Below are 20894 nucleotides of genomic sequence, written 5' to 3'. Positions count from 1 at the left end.
AACAAACGATCTCTCGATCAAACGAAAGGGGCCGGAGAAATCCGGCCCCTTTTTTATTGGGATGACGAGGGGGAATTAGCTAAATTCGTACGCGATAGGGCAAAGGGTCTTTGCGTCCTGTCTGGTCAAATCCCTGCTGACGAAGGCGGCAACTGTCACATAGCCCACATGCACGATCATCAGCGCCGGGATCATAGCACGACCAGCTCAGCCCAGGATCCAGTTCCAGTTCGTATGCCTTCTCGACAATGTCTGCCTTTGAAAGATATTGAAGAGGTGCATGGACCTTGAACGCTGCTCCCTCGCTTCCGGCTTTGGTCGCCAGCTTGGCGGTTTCTTCAAATGATGAGATAAATTCCGGGCGACAATCTGGGTAACCGGAATAATCGAGCGCGTTCACACCGATGAAGATATCCTGCGCTTCGATCGCCTCGCACCAAGCGAGTGTAAGCGATAGAAACACGAGATTGCGCGCTGGTACATAAGTGACGGGTATATCGCTACCCAGCCCATCCTTGGGCACCTCGATATCGCTCGTGAGGGCTGAACCACCTATTTTGCGAAGATCCAGTGGCAAAACCAAATGGCGGGCCGCACCAAGTGATTTAGCTATGCGAGAAGCGCTCTCCAGTTCTCGACGGTGGCGCTGATTATAGTCGATGGTCAACGCGTTGATCGTGTAGCCTTGTGATCTCGCGATGGCCGCCGTGACCATCGAATCCAATCCTCCAGAAAGGAGGACGACGGCATGTTTTTCGTTCGGTTCGGTCCCTGTCATGAAGCTGGGCTATAATTTACCAGCGGGCCTAGCAAGTCGTATTCAAAGCCCATGCATCGCAATTACAGTGTCAAACCTCGACGGGAAATATGCGCGAACAGAACGCACAATCCACCCTTATCAATCCGTCCTCGTCTCGCATTTCAGCCAACTCCTCTGACCCAAATCGCGATAGAACAGCCTGATAATGATCGATCGAGCATCGGCAACCGCGCTTCAACTGGCTGATCGTTTCTACCCTGAGCTCATGCTCCTCATGGAACAAACGCCAAAGCAGAGCTTCGACCGAAAGCGACGGATCCGCCAATTCCGCATGACGAACCGTCGAACCCAGAATTGCAACATGCTCCCAGTTTGGATCGTCCAGCCGAACGTGCAGACGTTCACGGCCGTCCTCGCCATCCGGCAGATATTGCAGCAGCAGTCCGCCAGCTATGCAATGCCCCTCCTGCGATTGCACCGCCACGCGCAGCACAGTCGGCAATTGCTCTGACTGACGAAAATAGCTCTCGCAGGCATCCGAAAGCGATTCTGCATCCAGCGGCACGATACCCTGATATCGCCCCCCTTCTGCTATGTCGAAAGTGATCGCGAGATAGGCCTCTGGACCTACCAGCGCCGGTAGGGTCGGGTTGGTGCCAAGGTCGGCCAGTCTCGCCGGATCGAACCGGACATAGCCCCGCAACTCTCCATCTCGGTAATCGCACACCAGCATGTCGACGATGCCGTCGGCAGACTGCGCCTGCATCGTCATCTGACTTCGCTCTTCCTTTCCAAGCGAGCCGATCAGCGTCGCTAGGAGAAGAGCCTCCGCCAGAAGATGGCGGATCGGGCCGGGATAATCATGCGCGGAAAGTATGGTGTCGAGCACTGGTCCCAGACGGACGCATCGGCCACGGACATCGCGTTCCCGCAGGCTGAACGCAACGACGCTGTCGAAGCCGGTTTCATCGGGTCGAATGTCAGCCGAATCCATCAAAGCTGTCCAAGAGCCCAGCGCAAAACCGATTTTTGAGCGTGAATGCGATTCTCCGCCTCATCCCAAACAAGCGATTGAGGGCCTTCGAATACGGCCTCGCTCACTTCGTCGCCGACATGGGCCGGAAGACAGTGCAGGAAAGCAGCATCGTTCCTTGCATGAGACATGAGCGGTTCGTTGATCTGGTAAGGCTTCATCGCGGCAATCTTGTCATGCGCCATGTCCTGACCCATCGACACCCAAGTATCGGTGACAAGCACGTCCGCGCCGGCCGCGGCCTCGATCGCATCCCGCGTCACAGTCACCGTTGAGCCACGTGACCGCGCGAAGCTCACGAATTCGTCGCCCGGCTCGTATCCCTCTGGAACACCGCACCTTACGTTGAAGCCCATCAGTCCTGCTGCCTCGAGGACCGAATGAAGGACATTATTGCCGTCGCCAAGCCACGCCAGTTCCAATCCCTTAAGGGTCTTCCCGTGCTCTACCAGCGTCAAGAGATCCGCCATGATCTGGCATGGGTGCGAGCGGTCCGTCAGCCCATTGATCACGGGCACATCTGCATGCTTTGCGAGCGCTTCGATCTTGGCGTGATCGTCGGTACGGATCATGATGGCGTCCACCATGCGCGACAATACGCGGGCCGTATCCGCGATCGTTTCGCCGCGGCCGATCTGCATGCTGCCTGCTTCCATGATGATCGCGCTGCCGCCCAACTGCCGCATCGCCATGTCGAAAGAGACACGCGTTCTGGTCGAGTTCTTTTCGAATATCATGGCGAGGGTGCAGCCCTGCAAGGGCGCATCGGCATCGGCTCGCCCCTTCGTCCAGCCCTTGCGAGCGGTCTTGCGAACCAGCGCGTCGTCGATCATCGCCTGAAGCGCATCGCTCCCTGCATCGGCAAGATCGAGCAGATGCCTCACGCTCATGATGCTTCCAGAGCATAGGCGGCTGCGCCAGCCGACAGTTTTTCCATGAACTCGTCGATATGCGCATCCTCGATAACGAGGGGCGGCAGGATGCGAACGACGTTCTCGGCCGCTGCAACCGTCAGCAGGCCATGATGATCGCGCAAATGCGCGACGAACGGCCGGCTCTCGACGGTCATGCGCAGGCCCATCATCAGGCCGGTGCCCCGCACTTCCGAAAACAGCTCGGGATAATTCCCGATGAACTGTTCGAGCCGTCCGCGCAGCTTTTCGCCCATCTTGCGGACCTGCGCCAGGAATTCGTCGTTCCCCACGACATCCAGAACCGCCTTGCCCGCCGCCATTGCCAGCGGGTTGCCGCCATAGGTGCTGCCATGCGTGCCGAAGGTCATGCCGCGAGCGGCCTTTTCGGTCGCAAGGCAGGCGCCCAGCGGGAAACCGCCCCCGATACCCTTGGCGGTGGCGAGAATGTCGGGCTCGATCCCATATTGCTCGTAGGCATAGAACGTGCCCGTGCGCGCGACCCCGCATTGCACCTCGTCCAGCACGAGCATGAGGTCGTGTTCATCGGCCAGCTTGCGAAGCCCTTGCAGGAATTCCTCGCTCGCCACCCGGATCCCGCCTTCACCCTGGATCGGTTCGACCAGAAAAGCCGCCGTATTGGGACCGATCGCCGCCTTGGCCGCTTCGAGATCGTTGAACTCGACAAAGCGGAAGCCGGGAAGCATCGGGTAGAACCCCTTGTGCATCTTTTCTTGGCTGGACGCGCTGATGGTCGCCATCGTGCGGCCGTGGAAAGCATTGTTGAAGGTGATGATCTCGAACCGGTCGTCCTTTCCAGCCGACTGGTGATAGATGCGCGCCGTCTTGATCGCGCACTCGACCGCTTCTGCCCCCGAATTGGTGAAGAAGACCGTGTCGGCGAAAGTCAGATCGACCAGCTGCTTCGCAAGCGCCTCGCCCTGCGGACTGCCGTACAGGTTCGACACATGCATCAGCGTACCTGCCTGCTGCTGGATCGCTTCGACCAGCGCAGGATGAGAATGCCCCAGCAGGTTCACCGCAATGCCGCTCGCGAAATCGAGGAAGCGGCGGCCATCCTCGGATATCAGGTGGCAATTTTCTCCTCGCACCGGCCGGACATCGCAGCGCGGGTACACGGGCATCAACGGCGTGATCGACATTCTTATGTCCTTTGTATTCGCTGGCGGGGAATTGAACGGCTGGCTCCCCTTGCCGTGGCCATGGATGAAAACAACGGAAAATGGCGGCCCCCGATCGGGAACCGCCATTCATGCCCATTTAGGGCTTCAGGCGGACCCGGTCAAACCCGGTTCCGCCCAAGTCCGTCGGCTCTGCCGACTATTCCTGGATCGGAACGAGGTTCACGGCAGAATATTTGCCGCGTCGGTCCACCTCGAGATCGAACTCGAGCCGGTCGCCCTCGTTGATGCCTGCAAGGCCCGAACGTTCGACAGCGCTGATGTGGACGAAGGCATCCGCCTCGCCGTCATCGCGCGTGATAAAGCCAAAGCCCTTCATGCTGTTGAAGAACTTGACAGTGCCGACCGCCTTGTCGCCTGTAAGCTGGCGCTGCGGGGTCTCGCGCTTGGCGGCCACGGGGATCACGTCACCCACGACCTGAAGGTCCGCAGCGCTCACCTTCCCGCCGCGATCGACGAGATTGAAGGCAAGCTCCTGCCCTTCGGCAAGGCCTTCGAGGCCCGCACGCTCAACCGCGCTGATGTGAACGAACACATCCTCACCGCCGTCTTCACGCTGGATGAAGCCGAAGCCCTTGTTGGTGTTGAAGAATTTCACGACGCCCTTGCCGGCACCCACGACCTGCGGAGGCATGCGGCCACCGCCGCCACCTGCACCGCCAGCGCCGCCGCCACGAAAGCCGCCACCGCCGCCGCCGCCGCGAGGACCGCCACCGAAACCACCGCCGCGGTCGCCTCCACCGAAGCCACCGCCGCCGCGATCATTGCCGAAGCCGCCGCGATCACGGTCGAAACCACCACCACGAAAGCCACCCGAGTCCGACGGCGCCTGATCGTATCCGAAACCACCGCGCGAGAACGGATCGAACCCTTCTTCACCGAAACTATCGCGCTTGTCACGACCGCGACCGCGCCGACCTTTATCATAACCCATAAACCGAAGCGTACCTTGCGTCTCGCCCTTCCCTCTATCGCCCCGGCGTGCGGACGGACAATCGCCGGACGATCTGACCGATAATGCGAATATCGGTTCCCACTGCCAAGTGTTCATAAAGCATTTATCAGGCGATGGCGAACGATTTGCGCAAATGGCGCGGAATCCGCGGCATGGGGGCAACAGGTGGGCTTGCACGGCTCGCGGAGTGCGGGCACAGAAGCGCCATGGATATTGTCGCGCTGCTTTCCGATCCCGCCGCATGGGTCGCCCTGATCACGCTCGTGGTGCTCGAGATCATTCTCGGCATCGACAATCTGGTGTTCATCGCGATCCTGTCGAACAAGCTGCCTCCGGAGCAGCAAGCCAAGGCACGCCGAATCGGCCTTGCGCTTGCCCTGATCATGCGGATCTGCCTGCTGATGCTGATCGGCTGGATCGTCACGCTTCAGACCCCGCTGTTCGACCTTGGCATCACCGGCAACCCGACCGAACACGGCGCGCCCAGTTTCGAAACCGCGTTTTCGGGACGGGACCTGATCCTGCTTGTCGGCGGCCTCTTCCTGCTGTGGAAGGCCACCAAGGAAATCCATCACAACATGGAACCGGACGATCATTCGGGCGAAATGCTGGACAAGAAAAAGGGCGTCGCGCAGATTACTTTCGGCGCCGCCATCGCGCAGATCATCGCGCTCGACCTCGTCTTCTCGATCGATTCGATTCTCACGGCCGTCGGCATGACCGACCATGTGCCGATCATGGTGACGGCGGTTGTCATCACGGTAGGGATCATGCTGATCGCCGCTGATCCGTTGGCCAACTTCATCGAGAAGAACCCGACGCTCGTCATGCTCGCGCTCGCGTTCCTGGTCATGATCGGCCTGGTGCTGATTGCGGACGGTTTCGGTTTCCACGTACCCAAGGGCTATGTCTATGCCGCCATGGGCTTCTCGGTGGCGGTCGAGATGCTGAATATGGTCAAGCGCAATCGCCGCATGGCCGAAGCGGGGACGCCGGCATGAGCGATTTTCGCCAGATCAACGAACAATTCCTCGCCAGCCCGCAAATCAGCGTCGGCGACGTCGCGGCGGCGAAGGAAATGGGCGTGACCATGATCGTCAACAACCGCCCGGACGATGAAGAACCCGGACAGGTCTCGGGCGCGCAGATTGCCGATGCGGCCAAGGCGGCTGGCATCGAATATCGCGCCATACCGGTTACCCATGCGGGATTTGGCCAGGGCCAGGTCGATGCCATGACCGAAGCGCTCGAAGCGAGCGAGGGTCCGGTACTGGCCTATTGCCGGTCGGGCACGCGCTCTACGCTGCTATGGGCTTTGGCCCGCGCGAAGCAGGGTGCCAACCCGTCGGTGATCGCCTCGCAGGCGGCAAATGGCGGTTATGACGTGTCGCCGGTCCGGCAGATCATCGACATGCTCAGCGCCGGTCGCTGAGGCGACTGCCGATCCCTAAAGCGCGCTGTCGCCGGTCTCGCCGGTCCTGATCCGCAGCGCGGAGGCCATGTCCAGCACGAAGATCTTGCCGTCGCCGATCGTTTCGGAATTGGCGGCGGTCTGGATTAGCTCGACCACCTGCGGCGCAAGCGCATCGCTGGTCGCGATCTCCAGCTTTACCTTGGGCACCATGTTCAGCGAATATTCGGCGCCGCGGTAGATTTCGGTCTGGCCCTTCTGCCGACCAAATCCCTTCACCTCGGACACCGTCATGCCGGCTACGCCCAGCGCGCTCAGCCCCTCGCGCACGTCGTCCAGCTTGTGCGGCTTGATGATGGCGATCACATATTTCATCTCGGCGCGGCTCCTGTTGGGTGCGAAGCGCCTGTGATGCCGACAAGCTGCCGTCAACTCAAGAAAAAGAGGCCGGAAGCGCTTGGCTTCCGGCCCAGGTCACCGTTCGCAGGAGGAACAATGTTTGGCGGGGTGGAGTCAGAGGAGAGGATAGAGGATCCGCCCCGCCAATCTGATGATATGTGTGTCAGTTATAGGCGCGCTCGCCGTGTTCGCCGATGTCGAGACCTTCCATCTCGACTTCGGGCGAGACCCGTAGGCCAGTCACCATCTTGGTGATCAGACCGGCGACCAGCGTGCCGACTCCGGCCCAGCCGATAGCGACCAGCACGGCGATGATCTGCGTCATCACCTGGCTGCCCATCACGAAGTCGTCGCCGCCGGGTCCGCCAAGGCTTGGTGCATAAACGATGCCGGTGCCGATGGCGCCGACGATGCCGCCCACGCCGTGAATGCCGAAGGCGTCGAGCGAGTCGTCATAGCCGAACGCGGGCTTGATCTTGGCGACCATGATGAAGCAGACGATCGAAGCGACCGCACCTAGCACGATGGCGCCGAAGGGACCCGAGTTGCCGGCAGCCGGCGTGACGGCGACCAGACCCGCGATGATGCCCGAGCAATAGCCGAGTGCCGAACCCTTGTGGCCGCTGAACTTCTCGCACAGCATCCAGAACAGCGCGGCCGAAGCGGTGGCGACGAAAGTGTTGATCATCGCAAGACCGGCGGTGCCGTCTGCTTCGAGTTCCGACCCGGCGTTGAAGCCGAACCAGCCCACCCACAGCAGGCCCGTGCCCACCATGGTCAGCGTCAGCGAGTGCGGAGGCATCGGTTCAGCGGGATAGCCCTTGCGCTTGCCGAGCAGGAACGAGAGCACCAGCGCCGACACACCGGCATTGATGTGCACCACAGTACCGCCGGCAAAGTCCAGCGCGCCCATTTCGAACAAAAGGCCGCCGCCCGCCCACACCATGTGCGCGATTGGGAAATAGACGATGGTCAGCCAGATCGTGACGAACAGCATCGTGGCCGAGAACTTCATGCGCTCTGCCGTGGCGCCCAGGATCAGGGCCGCGGTGATGGCCGCGAAGGTCATCTGGAAGCTGATGAAGACATATTCCGAAATGACTTCGTCGCTGAAGGTCGCCGCCGTGCTGTCCGAAGTGGTGGCGGACAGGAACAGGTTGCCCCAGCTGAAGAAGGCATTGCCCTCAGGGCCAAACGCGGTGGAATAGCCCCACATCACCCAGATCAGCATGGCGAGAGCCGCCGTGGCGCCGATCTGCGTCATGGTCGAAAGCATGTTCTTCGAACGCGTCAGACCGCCATAGAACAGCGCAAGGCCAGGCAGGATCATCATCAGAACGAGGATGGTCGAAGTCATCATCCAGGCGTTGTTGCCCGGGTTCGGAACGGCTGCCGCGACAGTTTCGGTGGCAGCCGCGATCGGAACGCCGGCTTCCTGGGCATAGGCCGTGGCAGCGGCGAACAGCGACGCCCCAAGCGTCGCCGTGCTACAAGCAAGTTTGCGGATCATGTCGGTTTCCCCCCTCACAGCGCGGCATCGCCGCTTTCGCCAGTGCGGATGCGCACGGCGGAAGCGAGATCGAGCACGAAGATCTTGCCGTCACCGATAGCCTCGGTGCTGGCGGTCTGCTGGATCGTCTCGATGATCTGCGGCGCAAGCGCATCGGCTGCCGCGATCTCGAGCTTCACCTTCGGAAGCATGTTGGTGGAGTATTCCGCGCCGCGGTAAATCTCGGTCTGACCCTTCTGGCGACCAAATCCCTTGACTTCGGTAACCGTCATGCCGGCGACGCCCAGCGAGCCCAAGGCCTCGCGCACTTCGTCCAGCTTGAACGGCTTGATGATGGCGATGATGAATTTCACCCTTGCCCCCTCGTTTGCCCACCGGCCCCTCTGCCGGTCGAAGGGTATCAATGCAAAGAGCGTGCCATTTCACGAACGTCGCAAGTTTGCTGCATTCTTAACCTTATCCGCGTAACGAATGGTTCACATTCCCGCCTAAGTCATAGGCAAACAGGTGCTGGCTGCCTAAAATATAGGCAACTGCGCGGCTGCGTCATCCCGGACCGCCCGGATTTACAGCTTGAGCCGCGCCCATACCGGCAGGTGATCCGAAGCCCGCGAAGACAGCAGGCTGTGATGTGCGCCGGTGTCCTCCACCTCCCAATGCTTCGTGACGATCATCCGGTCGAGCCGCGCAATCGGTCGCCGCGTCGGGAAGCTGCGACCGCAATCCAGTATGTCCCAGCCGTCATCGAAACAGCGGAACACGCCTCCGCGTGCGGCCCATTCGTTGGTGTCGCCGGCCAGCACCGTCGGCACCGGTTTGCCCAGACTGTCGAGATGCGCCAGCACCGCTCGCGCCTGGTCGCGGCGCTTCAGGCCGGACAGGTCCAGATGCATGCCGATGACGCGCACCCGTTTCCCATCCTTGCGCAGATCGACGCGAACCGCACCGCGCGGCTCCAGCGCGGGCAGGGTCAGGGCCGCCGTATCGATCACCTCGACCGTCTTCTTCACAAGGAAGCCGTTGCCGTGCCACCCCATGCTGTCGGGCCGCGTGTCGATGGGCACGGGGCGATAGCGCGAATCCTCGATCCGGGCGCGCGGCAACACGCATTCGCGGCGCCCGAAGCGGCGGTCGCATTCCTGCAGCGCGACGATATCGGCGTCGATCTCCGCCAGCACGGACAGGATCCGGTCGGGATCGCGCTTGCGATCCAGCCCGACGCCCTTGTGAATATTATAGCTCGCGATCTTCAGTTGCACGTTGAACCTATCGTGCAGAGCGCCAAAGGTTCCGCGCGGTTTCAGGCATCGCCGAAATAGCGGTCCGTCGTGCGCACGGGCAATCCGTCGATGCTGTGGTCCCGCGCCTGCTGCTTGGCGATCCAGCCTTCGGGATCGGCCTGCTGGTGCAGCTTGGTCAGCGTCGGCCTCTCGCGCTCAAGCGTCATCAGCGGCACGCCATAGCCGCAGCTGGTCTGCACCGTGTCGACATCCATCACGAAGATCTGGCGCGTACCGGGCAGCAGGGCAAAATGCGCCGCCAGCCCGTCCCATTCCGCATCGGCGGGCAGCACGGCGCGGCCGCGGCCATACAGCCGCAGAATGAGCGCCGGCTGCTCGAAATTGCAGAACATGACGGTGATCCGGCCATCGGCGGCCAGATGGGCATGCGTCTCGTTCCCCGAACCGGCCAGATCCAGCCACGCGACGCTTGTATTCGACAGGATCCGGAACGTGTCATAACCCTTGGGGCTGAGGTTGATGCGCCCCTCTGCGGCGGCGGTGGCGACGAAGAACACTGGCTGGCGCGCAATCATCGCGCGGTGGTCGTCCCCGATGCTGTCGTAAAACTGTGCCATCGCCGCCCAGCATAGGCCCGAAGCCGATCTTCTGTCACCTCTCCTTGGTGGCGCCGAAGGTCAGCTTGGGATTCTTTTCCTGCTGATAATTCACGTCCCACGGCGACTTGGCGAGGAAGACGATGTCCCCGTCGCGGTCTTTCGCCAGATTGGGGCGGTTGAAGCTTTCGAATTCGGCCAGCGCCGCGCTGTCGCCCTTGACCCAGCGCGCCGTCGCGAAGGGGGCCGCTTCCAGCACGGCTTCGACCTTGTATTCCGCCGACAGGCGCGAGATCAGCACTTCCAGCTGCAGCTGGCCGACCACACCGATGATCCACTGCGCACCCAGTTCGGGATAGAACACCTGGATCACGCCTTCTTCCGACAGATCGTCGAGCGCCTTTCGCAGCTGCTTGGTCTTGGTCGGATCCTTCAGCACCACGCGGCGCAGGATCTCGGGCGCGAAATTGGGCAGGCCGGTAAAGCGGATGTCGTTCTTTTCCGACAGCGAGTCTCCCACGCGCAGCGTGCCGTGGTTCGGAATGCCGATGATGTCGCCCGGCTCCGCCGTATCGGCGATCTCGCGGTCCTGCGCGAAGAACAGGATCGGCGAATGCACTGCGATCGGCTTGCCCAGCCCGCTCGGCGTCAGCTTCATGCCGCGCTTGAACGTGCCCGACACCAGCCGCATAAAGGCGATGCGGTCGCGGTGCTGCGGGTCCATGTTGGCCTGCACTTTGAAGATAAATCCCGATACCTCGTCGCGGCTGGGCTGCACTTCGCCATCGTCGGACGGCTGCGGGCGCGGGGGCGGCGCATATTGCGCAATCGCCTCGATCATCTGCACCACGCCGAAATTCTTCAGCGCCGAACCGAAGAACACCGGCGTCAGGTCGCCGCCGCGATAGGCCTCCACATCGAAGTCGGGATAGGCCTCGCGCGCCAGTTCGGCCTGTTCGGCGAAGTCGTCCGGGATCGACGGGTCCTCATCAATCTTGCCGAGGAATTCCTTCGACCCGCCCTCGGGCCGCGCGACATGGCCGGTGGCGTAATCCAGGATGCCCTCGAACTGCCCGCCCATGCCGATGGGCCAGCTCATCGGGCTGACGTCCAGCGCCAGCATGTCGGCCACCTCGTCCAGCAGCTCGAACGGATCGCGCCCTTCGCGGTCGACCTTGTTGACGAAGGTGATGATCGGCACGCTGCGAAGGCGGCAGACCTCGAACAGCTTTCGGGTCTGCGGCTCGATGCCCTTGGCCGCGTCGATCACCATGATCGCCGAATCGACCGCGGTCAGCGTGCGATAGGTGTCTTCGGAAAAATCCTCGTGCCCCGGCGTATCGAGCAGGTTGAAGGTGATCCCGTCCCGCTCGAACGTCATGACCGAGGATGTGACCGAGATTCCGCGCTGCTGCTCGATCTTCATCCAGTCCGAACGCGCGCGCCGCGCCTGTCCGCGCGCCTTGACCTCGCCCGCCAGATGGATCGCGCCGCCCGTCAGCAGCAGCTTTTCGGTCAGCGTGGTCTTGCCCGCGTCCGGGTGGGAGATGATGGCGAAAGTCCGCCGCTCGGAAGCCATGAAGTCCTACTTTTCGCCCCGCGCCACCTGAAATCCGGCAAAGCTCTGGCTTACCGGCATCAGTTCCAGCGTATTGATGTTGAGATGCGGGGGCAGGCTTGCCACCCACAGGATCGTTTCGGCGATATCCTCGCCCGTCATCGGATTGGCCCCGCCATACAGCGCATCGCTCGCCTGCTGGCTGCCGCCGGTGCGCACGACCGTGAACTCGGTCTCGACCATGCCCGGCTCGATGCTGGTGACGCGCACGCCCGTGCCATGCAGATCGCTGCGCAGGCCCAGCGTGAACTGGTGAACGAACGCCTTGGTGCCGCCATACACATTGCCGCCGGGATAGGGATAGGTCGCCGCGACCGAGGACAGGTTGACGATCGCCCCCTTGCGCTCGACCAGCATGGGCAGCAGCTTGCGCGTCAGCGACACCAGCGCGGTGATATTCGTGTCGATCATCACCTTCCAGTTATCGAGATCGCTTTCCTGCGCAGCCTCGGTCCCCAGCGCCAGCCCGGCATTGTTCACCAGACAGTCGATCTGTCCGAACGCTTCGGGCAGGCCGTCCAGCGCCTTGTCGCGCACATCCTCGTCGCGGACGTCGAACACGCAGGGGTGGAACCGGTCCGCCCCCAGTTCGTCCTGCAAGGCCTTCAGCCTTTCCGCCCGGCGTCCGGTGCCGACCACGCGCCATCCGGCTTTCGCAAAGGCGCGGACACAGGCCTCGCCGATCCCGGCGGTCGCGCCGGTCACCAGAACGGTCTTCATCGTCTATTCTCCTGCATCCGCCGGAAAGACGGCGATGGTGATGCCAAAGCTGCGCGAATCACCAGCGTTCAGCTCCATGATCCCCGGCTTCTCTCTGAAATCGCCGTCGAAACCCTCGGCATCGGCGATGCCTGCCCATGGCTCAAGGCACAGGAAATCGGCGCCCGGCTTTTGCCAGATGCCCAGCATCGGGCAATCGGGAAACGACAGTTCCAGCGCGGCGGGCAGTTTCGTCTCTTCTTCCGAACCCGTTTCCACCGTCTCCCCCTCGAACCGCAGCATGCGGCTGGAGAGGCGGTCCCAGATCATCGCATCGGCGTGGAACAGGCCGGGATAGGGCCGCAGGACCCGGTTCTTGACCGGCGTATCCTCAAACGCGCGCAGCAGGCCGTTCTCGTCGATGCGGCGGATCGGACCGGTCTCGAAATCCTCGAAAATGATGCGGTGCGCCGCCTTGTCGCCCCCGCCCGGCAGCGGCCAGGCGAAACCGGGGTGAAAGCCGATGCTGAACGGCATCGCGCCCTCGCCGCGGTTGGTGACGATGGCGGTGACGCTCAGCGCATGGTCGTCAAGCGCGTAATGCAGGTCCAGCACGAAAGAAAACGGCCAGACCGCGCGTGTCTCCGCGTCATCGGTCAGGCGCAGAACGGCGCTGCTGTCCATGCTCTCGACCAGTTCGAAGACGCGGCGGCGGGCAAAGCCATGCCGCGCCATCCGATATTCGCGCCCGTCCAGCCGATATGCCCCGCCTGCCAGCTCGCCCACGATGGGGAACAGTATCGGCGCATGGCCCGACCACACGGCGGGATCGCCATCGGTCATCCACTCCGCTCCGCTCGCATCGCGCAGCGAAACCAGCTCCGCGCCCATCAGCGCGATGCGGGCGGTCAGCCCTTCGGAGCGTATGGTGACCGAATCGTTCATCCGCGCAAGGATGCCCCAAGCTTTTCAGCAGAGGCGACCACTTTCGCCGAAATCGCGGACAATTCCGCCTCGGTAAAGCTGGCCTCGCCGGGTTGCAGCACGATCTCGACCGCGAGCGACTTGTGCCCCTCGGGCACGCCGGCTCCGCGGAACTCGTCGAAGATGCGCGCGTCGGTGATCGCCTGCTTGTCCGCCCCGCGCACGGCCCTCAGCAGATCGCCGGCGGCCAGATTATCAGGCACCAGAAAGGCGAAATCGCGCATCACCGGCTGCAATGCGGGCGGCACGAAGGCGGCACGGGTAAAGCCCGCCGCGCCCTTCTTCGCCGGAATGGCGTCGAGGAAGATCTCGGCAGCGACGACAGTTCCGTCGACATCGAATTGCTTTGCGATCAGCGGATGCATCGTGCCGAAACGCGCCAGCACGTTCTTCGGTCCAAGCCGCAGCGTTGCGGACTGTCCGGGATGGAACGCGCTGCCCGCTTCTCCCATCACCATTAGCTTTTCGACCGGCGCGCCCGCGGCGGCCAGCACGGCCTCGACCTCGGCCTTGGCGTCGAAGGCGTCGAAGGACGCCGCCTTGCCGCTCTGCCATCCGCGCGCGCGCTTCTCACCCGCCAGCACAAGGCCCAGCGTCAGCCGCTCGTCGCTCGCGCCGCCCTTGCCGCGCAGATAGCGGCGTCCGATCTCGAACAGGCGAATGCTGTCCGCGCCGCGCGCCCGGTTGCGCGCCGCCGCCGACAGCAGGCCCGGCAGCAGCGACTGGCGCATGACTTTCAGGTCCTCGCTGATCGGATTGGCAAGGCTCCACGGCTCATGCCCGTCCTCCGCAAAGGCAGCGGCCTGATCGGCAGGCAGGAACGACCATGTCACCGCTTCATGCATGCCGCGGCTGGCCGCAGCACGGCGCGCCCGGCGTTCCAGTGCCTGCACCGCAGTTGCGGTCGGCTGGGCCACGCCCTCGGCGCGCTCCAGCGGAACCGATCGGATAGCATCGAGGCCCTTGATGCGGATCACTTCCTCGACGATATCGGCCGCGCCATCGACATCGGGCCGCCAGCTTGGCGCGGTGACCGCCCAGTGGCGCTTGCCCGATTCCTCGATCGCCGCGATCTCGAAACCCAGCGCGGTCAGGATCGCGCGCTGCTCTTCCTCGCGCACGGCCAGACCGCCCAGCGCCTCGGTCATCGCAGGCTCGTAGCGAACGACATTCTCGCCCGCATGCGGCGCGCCGACATGCACCGCCTCGCTCGCCTCGCCCCCGCAGATGTCAAGGATCAGCCCGGTCAGCAGCTCCAGACCCGGTGCAAGAAAGGCGGGATCGATCCCGCGCTCGAACCGGCTGCGCGCATCGCTGGTCAGGTTCAGCGCGCGTCCCGTTTGCGCCAGCCGCACCGGATCGAAGGCCGCGACTTCCAGCAGCACGTCGGTGGTCGCGTCCGAAACGCCCGAATGCTCGCCGCCCATGATGCCCGCGATATCGTGCACCTGAGCGTCGTCCGCGATCACCGTCATGCTGTCGTCGAGCAAATAATGCTTCTCGTTCAGCGCGGTCACGCCCTCGCCAGCCTTGGCGCGGCGCGCGGTCAGCGTGCCGCTCAGCTGCGCGATGTCATAGGCATGGCTGGGGCGGCCATATGCCAGCATCACGTAATTGGTGATGTCCACCAGCGCCGAGATCGGCCGCTGCCCCGCCGACTTCAGCCGCGCCTGCATCCATGCGGGGCTTTCGCCATTGCTCAGGCCGCGAATGGCGCGCCCGTAAAAGGCCTGGCAGCCGTCCTCGTCCTCGATCGCTATCGGCACCGGACAAGGGAAACTGCCCTCATGCACCCGGTCCGGAACCGGCTTCAGCGTACCCAGCCCCGCCGCCGCCAGATCGCGCGCGATGCCATAGACGCCCATGCAGTCAGGCCGGTTCGGCGTGATCGCCACGTCGAACACCGGATCGTCCAGATCGGCATAGGCCGAATAATCCTGACCCACCGGCGCATCTTCGGGGAGCTCGATGATGCCCTCATGCTCGTCGGACAGGTCCAGCTCGCGCGCCGAACACATCATGCCGTTCGATTCGACGCCGCGGATCGCCGCCTTCTTCATCTCCATGCCGTTCGACGGCACGACCGCACCCGGCAGGCCCAGCACGCCGACCAGCCCGGCCCGCGCATTGGGCGCGCCGCACACCACGGTCAGCGGATCGCCCGCTCCGGTATCGACGGTCAGCACCTGCAGCTTGTCGGCATCGGGATGTTTGGCCGCGGTCAGGACCCTGGCCACGCGAAAACCCGCCAGCGCCTCGGCCGGGTTCTCCAGACCTTCCAGCTCCAGCCCGATCTCGTTGAGCTTGGCCGCGATCTCGCCGGCGCTCGCCTCGGTATCGAGGTGGTCCTTCAGCCATGAGAGCGAGAACTTCATGCGCCCACTCCCACACCGGCAGACAATGTCGGCACGTCGAGCGCGGCGAAACCGTAATGCTTCAGCCAGCGCAGATCGCCGTCGAAGAACGCGCGCAGATCGTCCATCCCGTATTTCAGCATGGCCAGCCGGTCGACGCCGGTGCCAAAGGCAAAGCCCTGCCATTCGTCGGGATCCAGCCCGCCGAATTCGATCACGCGGCGATTGACCATGCCGCTGCCCAGCACTTCCATCCAGGCGTGGCCGTCATCGTCGCCCGAACCGCCGACCACGCGGCGACCCTTTTCGACCGAATAGCCAACATCGATCTCGACCGAAGGCTCTGTGAAGGGGAAGTAGCTGGGGCGCAGGCGCAGGACGATGTCGTCGCGCTCGAAGAACGCCTTGAGGAAGGTTTCCAGCGTCCATTTCAGATGGCCGAGATGGATGCCCTTGTCGATCACCAGCCCCTCGATCTGGTGGAACATCGGCGTATGCGTCGCATCCGAATCGCTGCGATAGACGCGGCCCGGCGCAATCACGCGCAGCGGCGCGCCGTCTTGCAGCATCGTGCGGATCTGCACCGGCGAGGTATGCGTGCGCAGCAGCATCGAGCGCCCCTCGGCGTCCGCATCGGGGAAATAGAACGTGTCGTGCATCGCGCGCGCCGGATGGCTTTCCGGCATGTTGAGCGCGGTGAAATTGTGCCAGTCGTCCTCGATCTCGGGCCCGGTGGCGACGGCGAAGCCCAGATCGGCGAAGATCTCGGCCAGCTCGTCCATCACCTGGCTGACGGGATGGACGCTGCCGTTCGGCGATTCGGGCGCGGGCAGCGACAGGTCGATCGTCTCGCCCGCCAGCTTCGCGTTGAGCGCCGCGGTTTCCAGCACCGCCTTGCGCGCCGCAATCGCGTCGCTCACGTCGCTGCGCAGACCGTTGAAGGCGGGGCCCGCGACCTGCCGCTCGTCGGGGCTCATCTTGCCCAATGTCTTCAGCAGCAGCGAAATGCTGCCCTGCTTGCCCAGAAAGGCGATGCGCGCCGCCTCAAGCGTGTCGAGCGTTTCGGCCTGTTCGATCTGTGCCAATGCGTCGGCGCGCAGGCTGTCGGTATCGGTGAGTGCCATGTCGGCGGCGTCACTTTGCAGTTGCGATTGATGGTCGGGATGAGAGGCGCTCTCTAGGACGCCGCCTGCCAAAGGGCAACGCCCGGAGCGGTGCCGATTCGCGAAAAACGACGCTGAAATCAGGTAACAATTGTTCAAAAATCGCTACTGACAAGTCTGACAATGGTGACAATCGCTGTTCGAAAGCACGGTGAAAGGCCGTTTTGCTCATCGCAGATATTGCACGGTCTGCTGCATGGCAGCATGATCGCGGGGATGAAAGCGACGGTCCACGGACAGTCGCCGCTCGGAAGCTGGCGTGCCTGGTTGGGGGACCATGGCCGCCAGCGAACCGCCCTCCTTCATGACCGACGCTTCATGACCGGAAAGGGGCCGGGGGCTAAACGATGAAAAGGCCCGGAAAGCAGCGCGCTTTCCGGGCCTTTCGTTATGGTGCCGGTCGGCCGGGCAGCGAACCGCCCGGCTATCGGCGGCAAATCAGGCCGGAAGGGCCTTCTTCGCCTGCGCGATGATCGCACCGAAGGCTGCGCCCTCGTTCATCGCCAGATCGGCCATGACCTTGCGGTCCAGCTCGATCCCGGCCAGCTTCACGCCGTGCATGAACTGCGAATAGGTCAGGCCTTCGGCGCGGACCGCAGCGTTGATGCGCTGGATCCACAGGGCGCGGAAATTGCGCTTCTTAACCTTGCGGTCGCGATAGGCGTACTGCCCGGCCTTTTCGACGGCCTGGCGAGCGACGCGGATGGTGTTCTTCCGGCGGCCGCGGTAGCCCTTGGCCTGCTCCAGAAGACGCTTGTGCTTGGCGCGGGTGGTAACACCCCTTTTGACACGTGCCATGGTAAGTTACCTCCTCAGTTCAGCCCGTAGGGCGCCCACTTCTTGATCACCTTCGCATCAGCGTCGGAAATCACGGTGGTGCCGCGGTTCTGGCGGATATATTTGCCGTTATGGCTGATGAGGCGGTGGCGCTTGCCGGCCACGCCATGCTTGACCTTGCCGGTCGCGGTGATCTTGAAGCGCTTCTTCACGCCGCTCTTCGTCTTGAGCTTGGGCATTTTCGTCTCCTTGCATGGGACACGCTCAACCAGCCCTGGCAGCCCTTTTCGCCAGGCCGATCATCGAATCTCGTGTCGGTGAAGGCGCGCGCTTAACCGCGCCGCGCCGGTTTTGCAAGTTCTGTGACGCCATGCGCCAAAGACTTCGCGTCCGTCAGGCGTCCATCATCAGCAGCAGCGCCCACGTCAGCGCCAGCCCCGCGAAGAACAGCGGCCAGCTCCAGTAGAACGAGACATCGTAGATATGCATCCGGTGCACGGCCAGCACCCCGCCGGTCGTCCCGCCGCTTCCCATGAAGAGCGAGAGGATCCAGCTGAGAAAAATCCCGAAAGGTATGGCCTTCATGAAAGAGAGCAACGATCCCACTCGCGCTGGAATTGCACACGAACATCAGTTCAATGGTGCTGAATCGTGGCAGGGCGCGGTAAATATTTCGCTAACCCGGCGCGCGGATCACGATCCGCGATAGGGGGACGCGCCGCGCTCCGCCAGCCATTGGGGAAAGTCGCCATGCCAGATCGGCACCGTGCCCGGTGGCCGCGCACCGGCCCACCGGTAAACATCCGCACGCACAACGCCGTCCGGCGCGCGCACCCAGACCCGTTCGCGGCGGTATTCCGCGCCTTCGTACCGGTCGAGGATTCGCCAGTCCCGCGGCGAGAGCGCGGCCTGCACCAGCGTTCCCTGCACGCGGCGATGATCGCCTACGGTCATCAGCGCGGGGTAATACCCACCCCGCGACGCCACCGCGATCAGGCGTCCGGCCAGGCTGGCACGGTGCGCGCGGCGCAGTTTCGGGGCCAGCCAGCGCGCCATCGGCGTATCGGTGTCGGCCTGCAGCGTGCCGTAGAGGAAGAGGTGCCGCAGCATCCCGCGCCCTAGTGATGGCAGGCCAGCGCCTCGATCACGTCCTCAAGCCGCGCGCTGTCGCCCAGCGCCAGCACATGGCCGTCGCTGCCGGCGTGGAGCGGATCGCCGTTCCAGTCGGTCATCATCCCGCCCGCGCCTTCGACCACGGGGATCAGCGCGGCGAAATCGTGCAGCTTCAGCCCCGCCTCGACCACCATGTCGAGATGGCCGCTCGCCAGCATGGCATAGTTGTAGCAATCGCCGCCCATCACCATGCGCTTGTGATCGGTGCGCGCGGCCAGCGCCATGAAATGCTCGCCGTCGTGGTCGTCGAAATAATGCGGGCCGGTGGTCGCCAAGGTCGCCTCGTCCAGCTGGCGGCAGGGGCGCGAACGCACCGGCGCGCCGTTCAGCAGCGTGGGCAGGCCCGATGCGCCGACCCAGCGCTCACCCGCGATAGGCTGGTCGATCACGCCGATCAGCGGCCATCCGTCGACCATCAGCGCGATCAGCGTGCCGAATATCGCGCGCCCCGCCAGAAAACCCGCAGTGCCGTCGATCGGGTCGAGCACCCACTGGCGCTTGGCCCCCGGTCGCTCGCTGCCGAATTCCTCACCGATGATGCCGTCGTCCGGGCGCTCCGCCGACAGGATCGCGCGCATCGCCTGCTCCGCCTCGCGGTCGGCGATGGTGACGGGCGATGCATCGCCCTTGCGGTCGGATTCCACACCCGTGCGGAAATGCGGCCGGATCGCCGCGCCCGCCGCATCGGCAAGCCTTTGCGCAAGGGCGATATCGTCGGGGAGTTTCATCAGCCGAAGCTCCCTCTCAATCGAACAGCGAGCTGACCGAACTCTCGTCCGCGATGCGGCGGATCGCCTCGCCGATCAGGGTCGCGATCGACAGGATACGGATCGAAGAACACTCGCGCGCCGCCTCGGTCGCCTGGATCGTGTCGGTGATGACCAGTTCCTTCAGCGCCGATTTCTCGACCCGCGCCACCGCCGCGCCCGAAAGAACGCCGTGGGTGATATAGGCCGCGACGCTCTTCGCGCCCTCGTCCAGCAGGGCCTGCGCCGCGTTGCACAGCGTGCCGCCCGAATCGATGATGTCGTCGATCAGGATGCAATGGCGGCCCTGAACCTCGCCGATGATGTTCATCACCTCGGATTCGCCGGGACGGTCGCGGCGCTTGTCGACGATGGCCAGCGGCGCATTGTCCAGACGCTTGGCCAACGCGCGGGCGCGCACCACGCCGCCTACGTCGGGCGACACGACCATCAGGTCCTGATCGCCGTATCGCGCCTGAATATCGGCCGCCATGGCGGGCGCGGCATAGAGATTGTCGGTCGGGATATCGAAGAAGCCCTGGATCTGACCGGCATGCAGATCGACCGCCAGCACGCGGTCGGCCCCCGCTTCGGTGATCAGGTTGGCGACCAGCTTGGCCGAGATCGGCGTGCGCGGGCCGGGTTTCCGGTCCTGCCGCGCATAGCCGAAATAGGGGACCACCGCGGTGATCCGCTTGGCCGATGCGCGCTTCAGCGCGTCGATCCCGATCAGCAGCTCCATCAGATTGTCGTTGGCCGGAAAGCTGGTCGACTGTACGATGAACACGTCCTCGCCGCGCACGTTCTCGTGGATCTCGATAAAGATCTCCTCGTCGGCGAAGCGGCGCACGCTGGCGTCCGTCATCGGCACTTCGAGATAGCCGGCGATGGCGCGGGCGAGCGGCAGGTTGGCATTGCCGGACATGATCTTCATTTCGTCGGTCCTCGAAACGGCTTGCGGTGCGTGTCTTTTGGGAGGGGGAAAGCCGCAGCGGCCGTCACGCGCCTCACCGGGGGCCTTAACGGGGAGTCGCGCGATTGCAACATTGGCGCGGGCGCGCATCGTGGATTAGGGTGCTTTGCATCATGTTCTGGATGCTGATCGGTGCCCTGATGGTGCTTTTGTTGCTTCGCCTGTGGGCGGGGCCGGCACCGGCGCGGCCTGCCGATTCGCGCAGACGCACGATCGAGCCGGATGCACCGGCGGACGAAGCGCTGTGGACCGCAGAGGCGCTGCAGAAATACGGCACGCCCGAAACCGCCGCCGACCTGATCGAACAAGGCCGCGCAGACGAATTGCGCGGCCTTGGCTATCGCGGTAACCTTCCGCTTGAAGAAAGACGGCCACCCGAAGATTGACGG

Annotated in this window: 24 protein-coding genes; 3 read left to right on the top strand and 21 right to left on the bottom strand. The window is 63.5% G+C overall.

The genetic code is table 11. From position 1 onward, the window contains the following. Positions 1-79 precede the first annotated feature (79 nt). The 5 genes from queC to AC4FIJ_RS04290 form a co-directional block, all read right to left on the bottom strand. Complete coding sequence (queC, locus tag AC4FIJ_RS04310; protein WP_490335481.1) at positions 80-778, bottom strand: 7-cyano-7-deazaguanine synthase QueC; 699 nt, start codon at positions 776-778, stop codon at positions 80-82. A gap of 70 nt (positions 779-848) precedes the next feature. Next, positions 849-1754 carry an Hsp33 family molecular chaperone HslO gene (gene hslO, locus AC4FIJ_RS04305; RefSeq protein ID WP_490335480.1) on the bottom strand — a complete coding sequence of 302 codons (906 nt, stop codon included), beginning with the start codon at positions 1752-1754 and terminating at the stop codon, positions 849-851. Next, entirely contained in the window at positions 1754-2683 is a 930-nt protein-coding gene (gene argF / locus AC4FIJ_RS04300) for an ornithine carbamoyltransferase (RefSeq protein ID WP_490335479.1), read from the bottom strand. The genes hslO and argF overlap by 1 nt, the downstream gene beginning before the upstream one ends. Next, positions 2680-3867: an aspartate aminotransferase family protein gene (locus tag AC4FIJ_RS04295; protein ID WP_490335478.1), complete on the bottom strand. Its 1188-nt coding sequence runs from the start codon at positions 3865-3867 to the stop codon at positions 2680-2682. Before AC4FIJ_RS04295 ends, argF begins: the two co-directional genes overlap by 4 nt. A 178-nt stretch (positions 3868-4045) precedes the next feature. Further along, on the bottom strand, positions 4046-4840 hold the full coding sequence (locus AC4FIJ_RS04290; protein ID WP_490335490.1) for a cold-shock protein: 795 nt from the start codon (positions 4838-4840) through the stop codon (positions 4046-4048). Positions 4841-5067: 227 nt separating this feature from the next. Here AC4FIJ_RS04290 and AC4FIJ_RS04285 point away from each other — a divergent pair, with 227 nt between their 5' ends. After that, entirely contained in the window at positions 5068-5862 is a 795-nt protein-coding gene (locus AC4FIJ_RS04285) for a TerC family protein (RefSeq protein ID WP_490335477.1), read from the top strand. Next, positions 5859-6293: a protein tyrosine phosphatase family protein gene (locus tag AC4FIJ_RS04280; RefSeq protein WP_490335476.1), complete on the top strand. Its 435-nt coding sequence runs from the start codon at positions 5859-5861 to the stop codon at positions 6291-6293. The genes AC4FIJ_RS04285 and AC4FIJ_RS04280 overlap by 4 nt, the downstream gene beginning before the upstream one ends. Positions 6294-6308: 15 nt before the next feature. On the opposite strand, the gene AC4FIJ_RS04275 is transcribed toward AC4FIJ_RS04280, so the two are convergent. The 16 genes from AC4FIJ_RS04275 to AC4FIJ_RS04200 form a co-directional block, all read right to left on the bottom strand. Next, positions 6309-6647 carry a P-II family nitrogen regulator gene (locus AC4FIJ_RS04275; protein ID WP_490335475.1) on the bottom strand — a complete coding sequence of 113 codons (339 nt, stop codon included), beginning with the start codon at positions 6645-6647 and terminating at the stop codon, positions 6309-6311. A 187-nt stretch (positions 6648-6834) separates the two neighbouring features. Beyond that, positions 6835-8181, bottom strand: a complete 1347-nt coding sequence (locus tag AC4FIJ_RS04270) for an ammonium transporter (protein WP_490335474.1) — start codon at positions 8179-8181, stop codon at positions 6835-6837. Positions 8182-8195: 14 nt separating this feature from the next. Beyond that, positions 8196-8534, bottom strand: a complete 339-nt coding sequence (locus AC4FIJ_RS04265) for a P-II family nitrogen regulator (RefSeq protein ID WP_490335473.1) — start codon at positions 8532-8534, stop codon at positions 8196-8198. Between the two features lie 213 nt (positions 8535-8747). Next, positions 8748-9440, bottom strand: a complete 693-nt coding sequence (locus AC4FIJ_RS04260; protein ID WP_490335472.1) for an endonuclease/exonuclease/phosphatase family protein — start codon at positions 9438-9440, stop codon at positions 8748-8750. A gap of 41 nt (positions 9441-9481) precedes the next feature. After that, positions 9482-10039 carry a pyridoxamine 5'-phosphate oxidase family protein gene (locus AC4FIJ_RS04255; RefSeq protein WP_490335471.1) on the bottom strand — a complete coding sequence of 186 codons (558 nt, stop codon included), beginning with the start codon at positions 10037-10039 and terminating at the stop codon, positions 9482-9484. 34 nt (positions 10040-10073) lie between these two features. After that, entirely contained in the window at positions 10074-11597 is a 1524-nt protein-coding gene (locus AC4FIJ_RS04250) for a peptide chain release factor 3 (protein WP_490335470.1), read from the bottom strand. 6 nt (positions 11598-11603) lie between these two features. Continuing rightward, entirely contained in the window at positions 11604-12356 is a 753-nt protein-coding gene (locus AC4FIJ_RS04245; protein ID WP_490335469.1) for an SDR family oxidoreductase, read from the bottom strand. 3 nt (positions 12357-12359) lie between these two features. Further along, positions 12360-13280, bottom strand: coding sequence for an aldose 1-epimerase family protein (locus AC4FIJ_RS04240; RefSeq protein ID WP_490335468.1), 921 nt, complete (start codon positions 13278-13280; stop codon positions 12360-12362). Next, entirely contained in the window at positions 13277-15694 is a 2418-nt protein-coding gene (gene pheT, locus AC4FIJ_RS04235; protein WP_490335467.1) for a phenylalanine--tRNA ligase subunit beta, read from the bottom strand. Before pheT ends, AC4FIJ_RS04240 begins: the two co-directional genes overlap by 4 nt. Then, positions 15691-16797: a phenylalanine--tRNA ligase subunit alpha gene (pheS, locus tag AC4FIJ_RS04230; RefSeq protein WP_490335466.1), complete on the bottom strand. Its 1107-nt coding sequence runs from the start codon at positions 16795-16797 to the stop codon at positions 15691-15693. Before pheS ends, pheT begins: the two co-directional genes overlap by 4 nt. A gap of 477 nt (positions 16798-17274) precedes the next feature. Beyond that, positions 17275-17634: a 50S ribosomal protein L20 gene (gene rplT / locus AC4FIJ_RS04225; protein WP_490335465.1), complete on the bottom strand. Its 360-nt coding sequence runs from the start codon at positions 17632-17634 to the stop codon at positions 17275-17277. Positions 17635-17648: 14 nt separating this feature from the next. Next, positions 17649-17852 (bottom strand): 50S ribosomal protein L35, encoded by a 204-nt coding sequence (gene rpmI, locus AC4FIJ_RS04220; RefSeq protein ID WP_490335464.1) that lies wholly within the window; start codon positions 17850-17852, stop codon positions 17649-17651. A gap of 154 nt (positions 17853-18006) precedes the next feature. Beyond that, a complete protein-coding gene (locus AC4FIJ_RS04215; protein ID WP_490335463.1) occupies positions 18007-18198 on the bottom strand; it encodes a hypothetical protein in 192 nt (63 codons plus the stop codon). Positions 18199-18306: 108 nt separating this feature from the next. Further along, complete coding sequence (locus AC4FIJ_RS04210) at positions 18307-18723, bottom strand: gamma-glutamylcyclotransferase family protein (RefSeq protein WP_490335462.1); 417 nt, start codon at positions 18721-18723, stop codon at positions 18307-18309. An 8-nt stretch (positions 18724-18731) separates the two neighbouring features. Then, complete coding sequence (hisN, locus tag AC4FIJ_RS04205; protein ID WP_490335461.1) at positions 18732-19514, bottom strand: histidinol-phosphatase; 783 nt, start codon at positions 19512-19514, stop codon at positions 18732-18734. Positions 19515-19530: 16 nt separating this feature from the next. Next, positions 19531-20466: a ribose-phosphate pyrophosphokinase gene (locus tag AC4FIJ_RS04200; RefSeq protein ID WP_490335460.1), complete on the bottom strand. Its 936-nt coding sequence runs from the start codon at positions 20464-20466 to the stop codon at positions 19531-19533. Between the two features lie 152 nt (positions 20467-20618). Here AC4FIJ_RS04200 and AC4FIJ_RS04195 point away from each other — a divergent pair, with 152 nt between their 5' ends. Continuing rightward, positions 20619-20891: a hypothetical protein gene (locus AC4FIJ_RS04195; protein ID WP_490335459.1), complete on the top strand. Its 273-nt coding sequence runs from the start codon at positions 20619-20621 to the stop codon at positions 20889-20891. Positions 20892-20894 lie beyond the last annotated feature (3 nt).

Source organism: Croceicoccus sp. (assembly GCF_983967925.1).
The sequence above is the reverse complement of the archived record's forward strand: the minus strand, read 5'-3'. Positions and strand labels throughout refer to the sequence as shown.